Annotated in this window: 17 protein-coding genes; 10 read left to right on the top strand and 7 right to left on the bottom strand. The window is 71.8% G+C overall.

Annotation, left to right across the window (positions count from 1 at the left end; translation table 11 throughout):
- Window positions 1-245: 245 nt before the first annotated feature.
- Window positions 246-2,243 (top strand): ATP-binding protein, encoded by a 1,998-nt coding sequence (locus AB0M36_RS07265; protein WP_364153739.1) that lies wholly within the window; start codon window positions 246-248, stop codon window positions 2,241-2,243.
- A gap of 62 nt (window positions 2,244-2,305) precedes the next feature.
- Here AB0M36_RS07265 and AB0M36_RS07260 read toward each other — a convergent pair whose 3' ends face one another.
- Together AB0M36_RS07260 and AB0M36_RS07255 are read right to left on the bottom strand one after the other, a co-directional pair.
- Entirely contained in the window at window positions 2,306-2,617 is a 312-nt protein-coding gene (locus AB0M36_RS07260; RefSeq protein WP_364153737.1) for a DUF6506 family protein, read from the bottom strand.
- A 101-nt stretch (window positions 2,618-2,718) separates the two neighbouring features.
- The gene (locus AB0M36_RS07255) at window positions 2,719-3,024 is read right to left on the bottom strand and encodes a metalloregulator ArsR/SmtB family transcription factor (protein ID WP_364153734.1); all 306 of its coding nucleotides are present in this window, start codon (window positions 3,022-3,024) and stop codon (window positions 2,719-2,721) included.
- A gap of 72 nt (window positions 3,025-3,096) precedes the next feature.
- Here AB0M36_RS07255 and AB0M36_RS07250 point away from each other — a divergent pair, with 72 nt between their 5' ends.
- Both AB0M36_RS07250 and AB0M36_RS07245 read left to right on the top strand, forming a co-directional pair.
- Window positions 3,097-4,185 (top strand): NAD(P)/FAD-dependent oxidoreductase, encoded by a 1,089-nt coding sequence (locus tag AB0M36_RS07250; protein WP_364153731.1) that lies wholly within the window; start codon window positions 3,097-3,099, stop codon window positions 4,183-4,185.
- A 14-nt stretch (window positions 4,186-4,199) separates the two neighbouring features.
- A complete protein-coding gene (locus AB0M36_RS07245) occupies window positions 4,200-5,048 on the top strand; it encodes a hypothetical protein (RefSeq protein WP_364153728.1) in 849 nt (282 codons plus the stop codon).
- On the opposite strand, the gene AB0M36_RS07240 is transcribed toward AB0M36_RS07245, so the two are convergent.
- The 3 genes from AB0M36_RS07240 to AB0M36_RS07230 are packed head-to-tail and all read right to left on the bottom strand — an operon-like array spanning window position 5,045 to window position 7,966.
- On the bottom strand, window positions 5,045-6,283 hold the full coding sequence (locus AB0M36_RS07240) for an MFS transporter (protein ID WP_364153725.1): 1,239 nt from the start codon (window positions 6,281-6,283) through the stop codon (window positions 5,045-5,047). The genes AB0M36_RS07245 and AB0M36_RS07240 overlap by 4 nt on opposite strands.
- The gene (locus tag AB0M36_RS07235) at window positions 6,283-7,728 is read right to left on the bottom strand and encodes an NAD(P)-binding domain-containing protein (RefSeq protein ID WP_364153722.1); all 1,446 of its coding nucleotides are present in this window, start codon (window positions 7,726-7,728) and stop codon (window positions 6,283-6,285) included. Before AB0M36_RS07235 ends, AB0M36_RS07240 begins: the two co-directional genes overlap by 1 nt.
- A gap of 28 nt (window positions 7,729-7,756) precedes the next feature.
- The gene (locus tag AB0M36_RS07230; RefSeq protein ID WP_364153719.1) at window positions 7,757-7,966 is read right to left on the bottom strand and encodes a hypothetical protein; all 210 of its coding nucleotides are present in this window, start codon (window positions 7,964-7,966) and stop codon (window positions 7,757-7,759) included.
- A 76-nt stretch (window positions 7,967-8,042) separates the two neighbouring features.
- On the opposite strand from AB0M36_RS07230, the gene AB0M36_RS07225 reads away from it, so the two are divergent.
- Genes AB0M36_RS07225 through AB0M36_RS07210 form a run of 4 tightly spaced genes read left to right on the top strand, consistent with a single transcriptional unit; the run spans window position 8,043 to window position 9,929 of the window.
- On the top strand, window positions 8,043-8,408 hold the full coding sequence (locus AB0M36_RS07225) for a metalloregulator ArsR/SmtB family transcription factor (protein ID WP_364153717.1): 366 nt from the start codon (window positions 8,043-8,045) through the stop codon (window positions 8,406-8,408).
- 27 nt (window positions 8,409-8,435) lie between these two features.
- Complete coding sequence (locus tag AB0M36_RS07220; RefSeq protein ID WP_364153714.1) at window positions 8,436-8,744, top strand: metalloregulator ArsR/SmtB family transcription factor; 309 nt, start codon at window positions 8,436-8,438, stop codon at window positions 8,742-8,744.
- Window positions 8,741-9,499 (top strand): MIP/aquaporin family protein, encoded by a 759-nt coding sequence (locus AB0M36_RS07215; RefSeq protein WP_364153712.1) that lies wholly within the window; start codon window positions 8,741-8,743, stop codon window positions 9,497-9,499. Before AB0M36_RS07220 ends, AB0M36_RS07215 begins: the two co-directional genes overlap by 4 nt.
- Before the next feature lie 19 nt (window positions 9,500-9,518).
- Window positions 9,519-9,929: an arsenate reductase ArsC gene (locus AB0M36_RS07210; RefSeq protein WP_364153709.1), complete on the top strand. Its 411-nt coding sequence runs from the start codon at window positions 9,519-9,521 to the stop codon at window positions 9,927-9,929.
- A 91-nt stretch (window positions 9,930-10,020) separates the two neighbouring features.
- Here AB0M36_RS07210 and AB0M36_RS07205 read toward each other — a convergent pair whose 3' ends face one another.
- A complete protein-coding gene (locus AB0M36_RS07205) occupies window positions 10,021-10,248 on the bottom strand; it encodes a methyltransferase domain-containing protein (RefSeq protein WP_364153707.1) in 228 nt (75 codons plus the stop codon).
- On the opposite strand from AB0M36_RS07205, the gene AB0M36_RS07200 reads away from it, so the two are divergent.
- The 3 genes from AB0M36_RS07200 to AB0M36_RS07190 are packed head-to-tail and all read left to right on the top strand — an operon-like array spanning window position 10,249 to window position 12,230.
- On the top strand, window positions 10,249-10,716 hold the full coding sequence (locus AB0M36_RS07200) for a MarR family transcriptional regulator (RefSeq protein WP_364153704.1): 468 nt from the start codon (window positions 10,249-10,251) through the stop codon (window positions 10,714-10,716).
- A 60-nt stretch (window positions 10,717-10,776) separates the two neighbouring features.
- Window positions 10,777-11,442 carry a TetR family transcriptional regulator gene (locus tag AB0M36_RS07195; RefSeq protein ID WP_364153701.1) on the top strand — a complete coding sequence of 222 codons (666 nt, stop codon included), beginning with the start codon at window positions 10,777-10,779 and terminating at the stop codon, window positions 11,440-11,442.
- Complete coding sequence (locus AB0M36_RS07190; RefSeq protein WP_364153698.1) at window positions 11,439-12,230, top strand: SDR family oxidoreductase; 792 nt, start codon at window positions 11,439-11,441, stop codon at window positions 12,228-12,230. The genes AB0M36_RS07195 and AB0M36_RS07190 overlap by 4 nt, the downstream gene beginning before the upstream one ends.
- Window positions 12,231-12,415: 185 nt before the next feature.
- Here the strand turns inward: AB0M36_RS07190 and AB0M36_RS07185 are convergent, their stop codons facing one another.
- A complete protein-coding gene (locus tag AB0M36_RS07185) occupies window positions 12,416-12,919 on the bottom strand; it encodes a hypothetical protein (protein WP_364153695.1) in 504 nt (167 codons plus the stop codon).
- Window positions 12,920-13,174 lie beyond the last annotated feature (255 nt).

The following is a 13,174-nucleotide window of genomic DNA, read 5'->3' as shown; positions in this document are numbered from 1 at the left end:
ACCTCATCCCGAGCGAGTGGATGCTCTAGAGACACGGCTGGAAATATTTGGCGGCAGCTCTGTAGACTCGCGGCCCCCGTCTCTGAGCTTGGACTTCACCCCCCAATCAGCCCGCCAGGAGAAACACGGCGCATGATGCCGACCGACATCCCCCGAGCCTCCCGGTGCTTCGCCCCGAAGGTCGATGAGACCACTCTTGTGATCACCGGCCACCGCGAGGACGAGAAGCCGGGATCCCTCGGCTGATGGCGTCCCTGGGAGAGCGGCTGAGCACCGCGCGAACGCGCGGGTTCATCGGCCGGGAAGCGGAGCTCGAGCGCTTCGGGCAGGCACTCGGCGGGGATCCGCGGGCGCCGTTGGCGTTCTACGTTTTCGGGCCGGGCGGCATCGGCAAGTCGGCGCTGCTGCGGCGGCTGGCGGACCAGGCCCGCTCCGCCGGGCGCCCGTTCGTCGAGCTCGACGGCCGCTTCATCAGCCGTGACCCGGCCGACTTCGAGCGCGCGGCCGGCGGCTTCCTCGAGGTCCCGGGCACGGTGCTGTTCGTAGACTCGTTCGAGCACTGCCAGTGGTTGGAGAGCTGGCTCTGGCAGCGGTTCCTCCCCCGCGCCGCGGCCGGCGCCCTGGTCGTGCTGGCCGGTCGCGTGCCGCCGCAGGTGCAGTGGGCCGCCGATCCCGCCTGGGCCGGGGTCCTGCACGCCACCGAGCTTCCGCCGTTCTCCGATGAACAGGCCCGCAGCCTGCTGACCGCGGCGCGGATCCGGCCAGAGCTGCGGGACCGCGTTCTGCGCTTCGCCGGCGGCAACCCGCTCGCCCTGTCCCTGGCCGCCGCCGCGGGAACACCGGGCTCGAGCAGGGACGACATCTGGACGCCTTCGGCCGACGTGCTGCGCAGCCTGCTGGCCGGGCTGGTCGGCGAGGTGCCCTCCGCGGCCCACCGCCGCGCCCTCGAGGTCGCGGCACAGGCGCACTCGACCTCCGAGGAACTGCTCACCGCGGTCCTGCCGGACGAGGATGCCCACCTGCTTTTCACCTGGCTGCGGGACCTGCCCTTCATGGAGTCCACCCACCGGGGGCTGTACCCGCACGACGCCGCCCGCGAGACCCTGGCCGCCGACCTGCGCTGGCGTGCACCCCACGCCTTCCGGGCGATGCGCGAGCGGTTGGCCGAGGAATATCTGCGGATGCTGCGCGAGGCATCCGAGGAGCGGGCCTGGATCGCCGCCGAGGAGCTCTACTACCTCTTCCGCGAGGCGGAGAACCTGGCAAAGCTGTATACGTGGTCCCGCGAGGACGAGGTGCACGACCGCCCCCTCACGCAGGACGACATCGATGTCGTCCTGCGGATGGCCGAAGAGGCCGAGGGGCCCGAATCCGCCGAGCTGGTCCGGTATTGGATAAGGCGCCAACCCGAGGCGTTCAGCGTCTACCGCCTCCTGAGCACCGGCCGGACCGTCGCGTTCACCGCCCAACTCATCCTCTCGGCCCCCGACCCCCAGGATCTCACCACCGACCCCGTCGTCGCGGCGGCCTGGGCGTACGCCGACGCCACCGCGCCGGTGAACCCCGGCGAGCACATCGGCCTCTCGCGCTTCTTGATCTACCCCGAGCGGTACCAGACCCTCTCGCGCGTCAACGACCTGTACCACTCCCGGATCCAGGCGCAGGTCGCCCGGGACCGCAGTCGCGCGTACAACTTCGCGGTCTGGAGGGACGCCGAGGCCTGGGCCGTACGCGTTAACAACAACCTGACCGACACCGGCGCGCGACCGCGGGTCGGCGCGCACACCTACGGCGTGTTCGCCCTCGACTGGCGCCGGACGCCCATCGAGTACTGGCTTCGCCAAATCATCTCGGCCACCGAGACGCCCGGGAAGCCCGAACCCTCCGCCATCTCGCGCACGACGTTCGACCAGGCCGTCCGCGAAGCCCTGGTGCACTGGCGCGACGACGGCGCCTTCGCCGCCTGCGCCCTCATGCGGGTGCGCCTGGCGGCCGACCTCACCGATCCCGTCGCGGAACTGCGCGCCCTGCTGCGCCAGGCCGTCGACGAACTGGCCCAGGATCCGCGCGGGGTACGGGCCCGCGACGCGCTGACCGCGGGCTACTTCTCCGGTGCGCCGACCCAGGAGGCCGCCGCCCGCCGCCTCGGCATGCCGTACGGCACCTACCGTCGCCACCTGCGCCAAGGCCTCGACCTGCTCTGCGGTGCCCTCTGGCAGCAGGAACTCCACGACGTCCGATAGGTCCCCGACCTCCGGGGCGAAGCCCGTGGTCGGGCTGCTGAGCCCGCGTGGCCTCGTCCGCGTCAGTCGCCGAAGACGGCGTGCAGCTCAGCTGTCATCTCTCCCGCGTAGCCGACCAAGCCCACCGGCAGCCCTGGTCGCAGCCGCCGCAGCGTCGCCACATCGTCGTGACCGAATGCGCCGCACAGCTCCACCAGCTGGGTCTCGGTCAGGCATTGCGCCAGGGGTCCCGCCTCGAACGCCCGGCGCGCGGCGGCAACCGTGCCGAAGCCGGCCAACACCGTGGTGGAGGTTGGGCTGGTGACGGTGCGCAGGTCGCCCGCGTCGGGCAGACCGGCGGAGCAGTAGACGAACGTCCAGTGTGTCAATGCCATGACCGTGCAGCCTAGACCCAACGCGCGGGTCGACGCTGACCTGATCGCGTCCGCATGGGACGCGCGCGTTACATGTTGATGATCGCGCCACGGCGGATCGGTCAGGTGGGTGGGCAGCAGGCGCGCAGGATGGTCTGGAGTTCGTCGAGGGCGGTGGTGATGCCGGTGCCGTCGGCGCAGTAGTAGACGGTCTTGCCTTCGCGGCGGGCGGTGACGATGCCGCCGCGGCGGAGTGCGGCGAGTTGTTCGGAGGCGGTGGATTGGCCGATGCCGAGTTCGGTGGCGATCTGGCCGACGCTGCGGGGCCGGCCATCGGCGAACAGCAGCAGGAGCTGTTGGCGGTTCTCGCTGGCGAGGGCGCGCAGGAACTCGCGGGTGCGTTCGCTCAGCGTGGGTGTGTCGGGCATCGGTACCTCCGCGCCGATCTTACCCTCACATCGTCATATCGCTAATCCATGGAATGACGATAGTATGGCGTCATGTCACTCCTCGACGCTCTCGTCATCGGCGCCGGCCAGGCCGGTCTCGCCGCCGCCCACGCGCTGGGTGCCCGTGGCCTTCAGCCGCTGCTGCTGGAGGCCGGACCGACCCCGACGGGGTCCTGGTCGCGCTACTACGACAGCCTGACCCTGTTCTCCCCGGCCGGGCACAGCGCGCTTCCCGGCCTGCCCTTCCCGGGCGACCCGCGGCGGTACCCGACCCGCGACGAGGTTGTCGACTACCTGGCCGACTACGCCGCCCGGCTCGGCGCCCCGATCGAGCTGGACACGGCGGCGACGGCGGTGACTCGCGTCGCCGGGGGTTTCCGGGTGGCGACCACGGACGGGCGGGAGTTCGCCGCCCGCCTGGTCGTCGGCGCCAGCGGAGGCTTCGGCGCCCCGCACCGGCCGGCTCTACCCGGCCTCGACGGCTTCACCGGCACGCTGCTGCACGCGGCCGAGTACCGGCGGCCCGAGCCGTTCACCGGCAAGCGGGTCGCGGTGGTCGGGGCCGGGAACTCGGCCGTACAGATCGCCGCCGAGCTGGCCGAGGTCGCAGCCGTGACCCTGACCTCGCGGGCGCCGGTGCGGTTCCTGCCGCAGCGCCCGTTGGGGCGGGACCTGCACGAGTGGCTGCACCGCACCCGCGTGGAGCGGCTGCCACTCGGCCGGCTGCTGCGCGACAGGACGGTGCGGGTTCTCGACGACGGTCGGTACCGGGCGGCCCTGGCCGCCGGCCGGCCGGACTGGCGGCCCATGTTTCGCCGCGCCACCACCGACGGCCTCATCTGGTCCGATGGCGTCACCGAGCGGATCGACGTCGTCCTGCTCGCCACCGGCTACCGTCCGAGGCTTTCCTATCTGGCCGGCTGCACCAGCGTGGGCGGGCGCCCGGCTCTCGACGCGGCCGGGTATCCCGCGCATGATCGTGGTGTGTCGACCACGGTGGCAGGACTGGGCTTCGTCGGCCTGGAGGGGCAGCGAGGCATCGGCTCGGCGACGCTGCGCGGGGTCGGTCGCGACGCCGAGTACGTCGTGCGCCGGCTCGCGGCCGGTGTTCGGGTCGCGACGCCGGTCGGGGCGCGGTGAACGCCAGTGGCGTAGTGCTGGCTGCACTCCTGGTCGCGGCGATGCTCGCGGTCGGCACGACCGTGGAGGTGGCGGCGCTGGGGCGGGTGCTGCGGCGGCCGGCGCCGGTCGCGGTGGCGTTGACGGTCAACGTACTGGTGATGCCGGCGGTGGCGCTGCTGCTTCTTGACGCGCTGGGCGTGTCCGGGCCGGTAGCGGTCGGGATCCTCCTCGCGGCGGCGGCACCCGGGGGTGGGTCGGGGGCGCTGCTGGCCCATCATGCCCGGGGCGACGCGGCGTTGTCCGTGAGCGCGCAGGCGCTCCTCGCTCTGGTCGGTCTCGTCGCGCTGCCGGCCTGGCTGACCGTGGCCGATTCGCGGGTGGGTCTGGGGCTGTCGGCGTTGCCGGTCGGTGGTGCGGTGCTGCTTGTGGCGGGCAGCCTCGCCGGTCAGTTGGTGCCGCTGCTGGTGGGAATGTCGCTGCGGGCTCGCCGGCCGGATCTTGCGGCCCGGGTTCACGCGGTGGCACGGCGCATCGCCGATGTGCTGCTCGCCGGGATCGTGCTGTGGTCTCTGGTGGCTAACGCGGATCGGCTGGGCGAGGTTCCCGGGGCCGCGTACCTGGTGATGGCGGTGGTGGTGGCGGTTGGGTTGGTCAGCTACGCGGCGCCAGGCCTGGGCGGTGCGGCGGCGCGGGGTGCGGTGGCGATGACGACCACCGTACGCAACCTGTCGCTGGCGTTGTTCGTCGCCGCATTCGCCCCCGACGCCGGACAGACCATTCTCACCGTGCTCGCCTACGGCCTGGTGATGTATGCCGTGGCGGTAGCGGCGATCGCCCCGATGCGCCGCGCCGCCGCTCGCCCGTTCGCGGTGAAGTCCTAGCGTGCTCGGCGGCCGGCGAGGGCGATACCGGTCGCGGAGATGGCACAGCCCACGCCGACGGCGATGAAGACCGCCGGGTACGAGCCGGTCGCGTCGTGCACCGTCGCGGCGGCGAGGGGTGCGACGGCTTTGGCCACGGTGACCGGGACGGCGAGCACCCCGGCAAGCGTGGCGTACCCGGCGGTGCCGTACAGATGGGTGAGCAGCAGTGGCCGGGCGATGGTCGCGACGCCGAAGCCGAGACCGAACGCCATCACCGCGGCGACCGCGCCACCGGCGCTCGCGCCGACCAGCGGCAGGATGACCGCTGCGACAGCCTGCAAGGCGAAGACGGCGGCCACCACCATGGTCGGCGGCAGGCGGCGTTGTGCCGCGGTGGTGGCGAGGCGGCCGGTCACCGACAGCACGCCGAGCAGCCCGGCGATGCTCGCGCCGAGCGTGGCCGGATGTCCCAGCTCGATGAGGTAGGCCACGAGGTGGATGGTGAAGGTCGACAGGGCGGCGGCCTGCGCCACGAACGCGACCGCCAGCAACAGGAAGCGCCGGTCGGCGAGAACTGATCGCAGCGGCCGCCGGGCGACCGCCGGACGCTGGCCGCCGTGGAGAGAGCCGGTGGCAGGGCGACGAACTAGCAGCCAGTGCAGCGGGACGGTGACCGTGCCGTGGATCGCGGCGAGGACGAGCAGGGCGTGACGCCAGCCGTATGCGGCGACGAGGTAGCCGGTGAGCGGGAGGAAGATCGAGCTGGCGAAGCCGGCCACCACGGTGACGGTGAGCAGGGCGGTGGCGCGGCGGCGGGGGTCGGGGAACCAGGCGACGATCACGGCGAACGCCGGTTCGTAGAGCGCCATCGCGCCGGTCAGCCCGACGCCGATCAGGACGGCGTACAGCTCGGGAAGGTTGTCGACTTTCGACCATGCCGCCATCAGTACGGTCGCGACGAGCGAACCGACGGTCATCAGGGCGCGTCCGCCGTGGCGGTCCAGCCATCGCCCGACGGGCACTGCCGCGACCGCACCGGCGAGGACCGAGGCGGTCAGTGCGCCGGTGACGGCGGTGGTGGAGGTGTGCAGGTCGGCGGCGATCGGCAGGAGCAGCACGGTGAAGGCGTAGGAGAGCACGCCGTAGCCGACGGTCTGGGTGGCGGCGAGGGCGGCGACGATCGTCCACCCACGCCGGGGGTCAGCGCCGCCCCCGACCATGGTCGGGTCGAGGGCGGTGTTGGTGGTGCTCATCAGCCGCAGCAACCGCCGGCCGGCTCCTGCCCGCCGCCGTTCGACGCGACGGCGGAGACCGTGAGCGGCGCGGCGAGCAGGCCACCGCTGACGCCGGTGGACAGCCCCCGCCCGGCCGGCGGGGCCGTGGCGGCGGGTTCGCTGCCGCAGCAGCCGGCGGCGGCTTGTGCCCCGGGGAGCTGGTCGTCGGTGACCAGGTTCGTGGAACACACCCCGGTCTCGGGCAGGTCCAGCCGCACGTCCCGGGCGGCGGCCCAGTCCCCGCCCAGCGCGGCGGTGATGGAGCGGACCTGCTCGTAGCCGGTCGCCATCAGGAACGTCGGTGCCCGGCCGTAAGACTTCATGCCGACCGCGTAGTAGCCCGACTCCGGATGGGTCAGTTCGTCCACGCCGTGCGGCGGCACGGTGCCGCAGGAGTGCTCGTTCGGGTCGATCAGCGGCGCCAGGGACCGGGTGGACTCCAGGATCGGGTCGAGGTCGAGGCGCAGCTCGCCGGCGATGGAGTGGTCGGGTCGGTAGCCGGTCGCCACGACGATCCGGTCGACGGTGACCCGCTGCTCGACGCCGGCGGGGTCGCGGCTGACCACGGTCACCCGGTCGCCGTCGCGTTCGACGCGGTGGGCGTGGAACCCAGTGACCAGAGTGATCCGGCCCGCCTGGACATGCTCACGCAGCCGGCTGCCCAGCGCCCCGCGTGCCGGCAGCGCGTCGGCGTCGCCGCCGCCGTACGCGCGGGCCGCGCTGCTGCCACGGATGGCCCACGTGATCGTGGTGCCCGACTCTGCCTCTGCCAGTGCCGCCAAGGCCAGCAGTGTGTTGGCGGCCGAGTGCCCGGCGCCGACGACCAGGGCGTGCCGGCCGGCGAAGCGGTCGCGGTCGGCGCCGAGCGCGTCGGGCATGGCCCCGTCGATGAACCCGGCGGCCTCGGTCTCGCCGAGGGCGGGCAGGCCGGTCGCCCCGAGCACGTTGGGTTTGCGCCAGGTGCCGGAGGCGTCGATCACGGTCCTGGCGGTGAGCTCGGTGCCGTCGGCGAGGCGGATCAGGAACGGCGCGGCATCCCGGCCGGCGGTCCGCACCCGGTCGACCCCGGCACGGGCGATGCCGACCACCCGGGCGTCGTAGCGGATGTGCGGGGCCAGCGCCGGCAGCTTCGCCAGGGGCGTCAGGTACTCCTCGACGAGGTCGGCGCCGGTCGGCAGGGCGTCGAGGTCGGGTGTAGCCCACCCGGCGGCGTCCAGGAGCCGGCGGGCGGCGCCATCGACGTTGTAGCGCCAGGGGCTGAACAGCCGCACGTGTCCCCACTGCGCCACGGCGGCCCCGGACGTGGTGCCGGCCTCCAGGACCAGGAACGGCAGGCTGCGTTCGTACAGATGGGCGGCGGCGGCCAGGCCGACGGGGCCGGCGCCGATAACGACCACCGGCAGGTCAGATTTTTGCGATGTCATCGCTGTAGCTCCTCGGAACAGGGGTGGGTCAGCCGCAGCAGGTCGCGCCGGCCGACAGCGCGTCGGTCTTGGCCTTCGGGTCGCAGCAGGCTCCTGCCTCGGCGGCGGCCCGCGCGGTGCCGCAACACGGGCTCGCCGCCGGCGCTGCGGTGGTCGGGGCTTCCGTGGCGGCGGTCGCGGTGCCGCAGCCGCAGCCCGACGAGGTGGTCGTGGTGGTGGTGTTCGGCTCGGTGCTCATCTCAACTCCCTGACTAGAGGTTTCTCTAAGCAGGCTCAACCTTGCACCCTGCCTAGAGATCTGTCAACCTAGAGAAATGTCAAAGTCAAAGGCGTCAGAGTCGGACCCGACCGCGGCAGCGTGCTGCGCGCCGATGTCGGTCCAGGCATTGAGCAGCGAACAGGCGGCCGAGGTCGCGCCCATGTTCAAGGCCCTCGGTGACCCGGTCCGGCTGCGGTTGATGTCGCTGATCGCCTCCACCGCCGAGGCGTGCGTCTGCGACCTGACCGACGCCTTCGAGCTGACCGGCCCGACCGTCTCCTACCACCTGCGGTTGCTGCGCGAAGCCGGGCTGGTCGACTGCGAGCGTCGCGGCACCTGGGTCTACTACTGGGTACGACCGGAGGCGTTCCGATCCCTCGGCGCCCTGCTCGACATCGCCGCCGCCCCCACCTCCGCATAGCGGCGAGCGCTGTGATCTCATCAGACCGTGCTGATATCAGCTTCACCTGATGTGATCCGCCTGCTCGCGGACCCCCTGCGGGCACGCATCGTGGAGATCCTCGCCGACGGCCCGGCCTGCACCTGCCACCTCGTCGAGGACACCGGCGCCAAGCAGCCCAACGTCTCCGGCCACCTGCGCCAACTTCGCGAGGCCGGCCTGGTCGTCGCGGAGCCTCGCGGACGGTTCACCTACTACCGGCTGCTGCCCGACGCGCTCGACGCTGCCGCCGGGCAGCTCACCGACCTCGCCGCGAAGGCACGCGCCAACGCCAGCACCCCACGGGAATGCCCATGACCACCCCGCCGCTGCCGCGCCGCCTCCTCGCCGAATTTCTGGGCACCGCACTGTTGGTCACGGCCGTGGTCGGCTCCGGGATCATGGCGACCCGACTGTCCCCGAACGACGTCGGACTGCAACTGCTGCAGAACTCGATCGCGACCGCGTTCGCGTTGGGCGCGCTGATTCTGACCTTCGGCCCGGTGTCGGGCGCCCACTTCAACCCGGTCGTCTCGGCCGCCGACTGGTGGCTCGGCCGCCGTACCCGTACCGGCCTGACCGGTACGGACCTCGGCGGCTACGTCGTCGTCCAAACCGTCGGTGCGATCGCCGGGTCGGTGCTGGCGAACCTGATGTTCGACCTGGCCGCGGTGGACATCTCCACCACGACCCGCTCCGGCGGGCACCTGTGGCTCGGCGAGATCGTCGCGACCACCGGCCTCATCCTGCTGATCTTCGCGCTGGCCCGGTCCGGCCGCGCGCCGGTGGCCCCGGCCGCGGTCGGCGCGTACATCGGCGCCGCGTACTGGTTCACCTCCTCGACCAGCTTCGCCAACCCCGCTGTGACGATCGGGCGGGCCTTCACCGACACCTTCGCCGGCATCGCCCCCGGCTCCGTCCCCGCGTACGTCGGCGCCCAACTCGTCGGCCTGCTCATCGGAGTCGGGCTGCTGCTGGCGCTGTATCCGAACGCGGGCGCCGCGGCCGACGACGTCGTCGTCCCGCCTGAGGGCTCCGACCCGACAAGCACGCCCACTGCCACCGCTACCTGAATCCGGAAGGAACCAACCGATGAGCGACAAGCCCAGCGTGCTGTTCGTCTGCGTCCACAACGCCGGACGTTCCCAGATGGCCGCCGGCTGGCTGCGCCACCTCGCCGGCGATCAGGTGGAGGTCCGCTCCGCCGGCAGCGCACCCGCGGACACCATCAACCCCGCCGCCGTCGAAGCGATGCGCGAGGTCGGTATCGACATCACCGACCAGACACCCACGAAGCTCGAGTACGACGCCGCGCAGGCGAGCGACGTCATCATCACCATGGGCTGCGGCGACGCCTGCCCGATCTTCCCGGGCAAACGCTACGAGGACTGGAAGCTCGACGACCCCGCCGGCCAGGGGCTCGACGCCGTCCGCCCGATCCGCGACGCCATCTGTACCCGCATCGAGGAACTGATCGCCAGCCTGGGCGTCACGGCGCGCTAACGCCTACCCATGGAGGGCGTCGCCCCTGCCGCGCGCAGCTCGCTGACGATCCGGGCGCCGACGGCGCCGTACCCGCCGAGGACCAGGATCCTCATCGGACGCCCGCCGGATGGGGCATCTCGGCGCGGGTGAACAGCAACCCGGCGGATGTACGCGGCACCGTGCCGCCCACGGCGTCGGCGAGGCGTCGCCATGGCGCGATCCGGGCGTCGTAGATCCAGATGCGGCCGGTGGGGCGGGTCACCCGGCGCAGTTCGCGCACCGCGGCCGGCGCGTTGCTCCAGTGATGAAAGCTGACGCTCGACACCACGAGATCCACGTGACGAAGCAGTCCGACGTTCTGCGAGCGGGCCTCAGTCTGCTGTTCCGGCTGCGCGGAGTCCTCGACCCGACGCAGGCCATCCCCGGCTCGAGCGCGTCGCTGTCCGAGGCGATGGCGTTGCAGGAACTCGTGTCACGCACCGAGGCGACCCAGTCCGAGCTGGGCTCTCACCTGGGACTGGAGAAGAGCACGATCAGCCGGCTCATCGACGCGATGGTCGGCAAGGGCTGGGTCGTCAAGGAGCGCGACCCGAGCAACCGCCGATACCACCAGGTACGGCTCACCGACGCCGGGCGTCACACCGCGGCGGAACTCGCCGATGCGATGCGCCGCCGACACGAACGCATCCTGGCCAGCCTTTCGGAGGCCGAGCGGCGCGCGGTGACCGTCGGGCTCCCGGCGCTCGGCCGGGCCATGGCAGCCGAACTCGACCGCACACACCGGGCCCAGCAACAGCCGGACTAGTTCCAAGAAACCGACCGGTTGGTATGTACATACCGGGCGGTCGGTTTTATGCTGGCGGGCGTGAAGGAGACCAACACGCAGCGGGTCCCGGCCACGGCCAAGGGAGAGGCGACGCGGGCGCATCTGTTGCGCACGGCCGCTGCGATCTTCGCCGAGCGCGGATACGCGGCCACCACGCAGAACGACCTGATCGCCGCGTCCGGCCTGACGAAGGGCGCGTTCTACTTCTACTTCCGCAGCAAGGCCGACCTCGCCCTCGCCGTACTCCGGGAGCAGAAGGGCCGATGGCTCACGGAGGTCGGCGAGCGCGTCATCGCCGAACCGACGGCGTCGCAGCAGCTGCGGGCACTCGTGCCAACCATGCTCGACCTCATCTCGCGCGAGCCTGCGGCGTGGAGTGTCACCCGGTTGACCCGTGAACTGTCGGCCGATCCGGCGCTGGCGGCCGAGGTCTCCAAGGTTCCGGTCGACTGGCTCGCGTTCATCGCCGACATCGTGCGGCGCGGTCAGGCCGACGGCGACCTGCGCGCCGGCCTGGAGCCCGAGTCGGTCGCGGCGGTGCTGGTGGGCGCCTTCGACGGACTGAAGGACCTGACCGACGTGCTGGAGCCCGGCGACAGGGGCGGCGTGGCGTTCACCGAGCGGGTGCGCACGTTCCTGGCGATCGTGGAACTCGCCCTCGTCCCACACCCCAAGAAGAGCAAGGCACCCCGGGAGGATTCATGAAATTCAACGGACAGACGGCCCTGATCACCGGGGCGTCGAGCGGCATCGGCGCCGCGTACGCACGGGAGTTCGCGGCGCGCGGCGCCGATCTCGTGCTGGTCGCCCGCGGCGAGGACGCGATGCACGGGCTGGCCGGCGAACTGCGCGCCGCGCACGGCCACCGGGTCGAGATCGTGCCCGCGGATCTCGCCGAGCCCGGCGCCGCGGACCGCGTGGCCGCGCGGGTGGCCGCGCTCGGAATCGACGTCGACCTGCTGGTCAACAATGCCGGCTTCGGAATGCACGGTGAGTTCATCGCCGGCGACGCCGACCGGCTCACCGCGCAGATCCAGCTCAACTGCGTCGCGCTGGTCGATCTCACCCGCCGGTTCCTGCCCGGCATGGTGGCCCGCGGCCGGGGCGCGGTCGTCAACGTGGCAAGCACGGCGGCGTTCCAGCCGCTGCCGAACATGGCCGTGTACGGCGCGACGAAGGCCTTCGTCCTGTCGTTCAGCGAGGCGCTCTACGCCGAGGCCCGGCCGGCCGGGGTGAAGGTCCTGGCAATCTGCCCGGGCGCGACGGAGACGCCGTTCTTCGACGTGGCCGGAGAGGACGCGGCCGTCGGCAAGAAGCGCACCCCGCGGCAGGTGGTCGCGACGACGCTGGCGGCCCTGGAGAAGAGCCGGCCGAGCCGGGTCGACGGCCTGGCCAACGCGATACTCGCGGTGGCGACGAGGTGGGCGCCCAGGCGCATGGTCATCTCGATGGCAGGCCGCCTGACCGCACCAAGTGAAAAGGCCGCTGTGTAAGCCGATGCCCCGGCGGGGACGGTCCGCCTGGCGGGTCAACGCAGCCGCCTTCGGTGCAGGCGGTGCCCAACCGGCTCTGGTCTGTTGTCAGCCTTGCCGAGCGGATCTCAGAGGTCGGTTTGCGAGGTTCTGGTAATTCGTCATCGCTCGATGGCATGGTGTTCGGGCGTGCCATGCCGCCGCCGTCATAGTAGCGGGAAGATCCCCGTCAGGAAGATCCACAATAGCCCGGCCCAGAACACGGCGGCCACGACCGAGATGAGGAACGGGTTGCGGTTCTTCAGCAAGAGGAACGGGAACAGCGCGACCGCGCCAAGCGGTCCGGTCGCCTGCAGGTACACCCCGGCCGCCTTGGTTATGGTCGCGGCACGCCCGGTGACCTGTAGCCGTATCAGCCGCTGCGACAGCAGGCCGTACGCCCCGAAGACGACTGGGAGGAACCAGACGGCCGTGAGCTGCACCAGCGCCGTCTCTGACAGGCTGTTAAAGAGCACCGTGTAGATGACAGCGGCCAGCGCGACCCCGCCGGCGAGGGACGCGACGTAGACGCCCTTCAGCACCGCCGACTCGTGGTAGGCCGGGTCCGTGGGCGCCGCGTACGACACCGGGGCGGCGTATGGCACCGGGGCGGCGTATGGCACCGGGGCGGCGTATGGCACCGTCGCGCCTTGGGCCGGGACGACGAGCACCTGTTGGCAGGCTCGGCAGCGGACTGGATGACCGGAGAGGTGCGCAGCGACCTGGATAGGGCTACCGCATGGACAGGCCGTGTTGATCACGCGAACACGCTACCCGGGGCGAGGGCCGATGGATGTCTGCGTCTTGTAAGGATTCGGCGCCGCCCCTGTAAGGGTTCTCCTGCGCCGTGGCACTCGTCGCCGGCGGCGATCTTAGATGGGGTGAGATTCCCGTCGCCACCCTGATGCTGGCCGGCTGCTTCGGCT

Source organism: Actinoplanes sp. NPDC051346 (assembly GCF_040682215.1).
In the GTDB taxonomy this organism is placed as follows: Bacteria; Actinomycetota; Actinomycetes; order Mycobacteriales; family Micromonosporaceae; genus Actinoplanes.
This window is presented reverse-complemented; position numbering and strand designations above follow the sequence as displayed.

Bases quoted from the DNA above. Each gene is read 5' to 3' on its own strand.
- AB0M36_RS07235 (WP_364153722.1), bottom strand. From the start codon at position 7,728: ATGACATCGCAAAAATCTGACCTGCCGGTGGTCGTTATCGGCGCCGGC.
- AB0M36_RS07215 (WP_364153712.1), top strand. From the start codon at position 8,741: ATGACCACCCCGCCGCTGCCGCGCCGCCTCCTCGCCGAATTTCTGGGC.
- AB0M36_RS07225 (WP_364153717.1), top strand. From the start codon at position 8,043: ATGTCAAAGTCAAAGGCGTCAGAGTCGGACCCGACCGCGGCAGCGTGC.
- AB0M36_RS07230 (WP_364153719.1), bottom strand. From the start codon at position 7,966: ATGAGCACCGAGCCGAACACCACCACCACGACCACCTCGTCGGGCTGC.
- AB0M36_RS07240 (WP_364153725.1), bottom strand. From the start codon at position 6,283: ATGAGCACCACCAACACCGCCCTCGACCCGACCATGGTCGGGGGCGGC.
- AB0M36_RS07250 (WP_364153731.1), top strand. From the start codon at position 3,097: ATGTCACTCCTCGACGCTCTCGTCATCGGCGCCGGCCAGGCCGGTCTC.
- AB0M36_RS07260 (WP_364153737.1), bottom strand. From the start codon at position 2,617: ATGGCATTGACACACTGGACGTTCGTCTACTGCTCCGCCGGTCTGCCC.
- AB0M36_RS07255 (WP_364153734.1), bottom strand. From the start codon at position 3,024: ATGCCCGACACACCCACGCTGAGCGAACGCACCCGCGAGTTCCTGCGC.
- AB0M36_RS07265 (WP_364153739.1), top strand. From the start codon at position 246: ATGGCGTCCCTGGGAGAGCGGCTGAGCACCGCGCGAACGCGCGGGTTC.
- AB0M36_RS07190 (WP_364153698.1), top strand. From the start codon at position 11,439: ATGAAATTCAACGGACAGACGGCCCTGATCACCGGGGCGTCGAGCGGC.
- AB0M36_RS07210 (WP_364153709.1), top strand. From the start codon at position 9,519: ATGAGCGACAAGCCCAGCGTGCTGTTCGTCTGCGTCCACAACGCCGGA.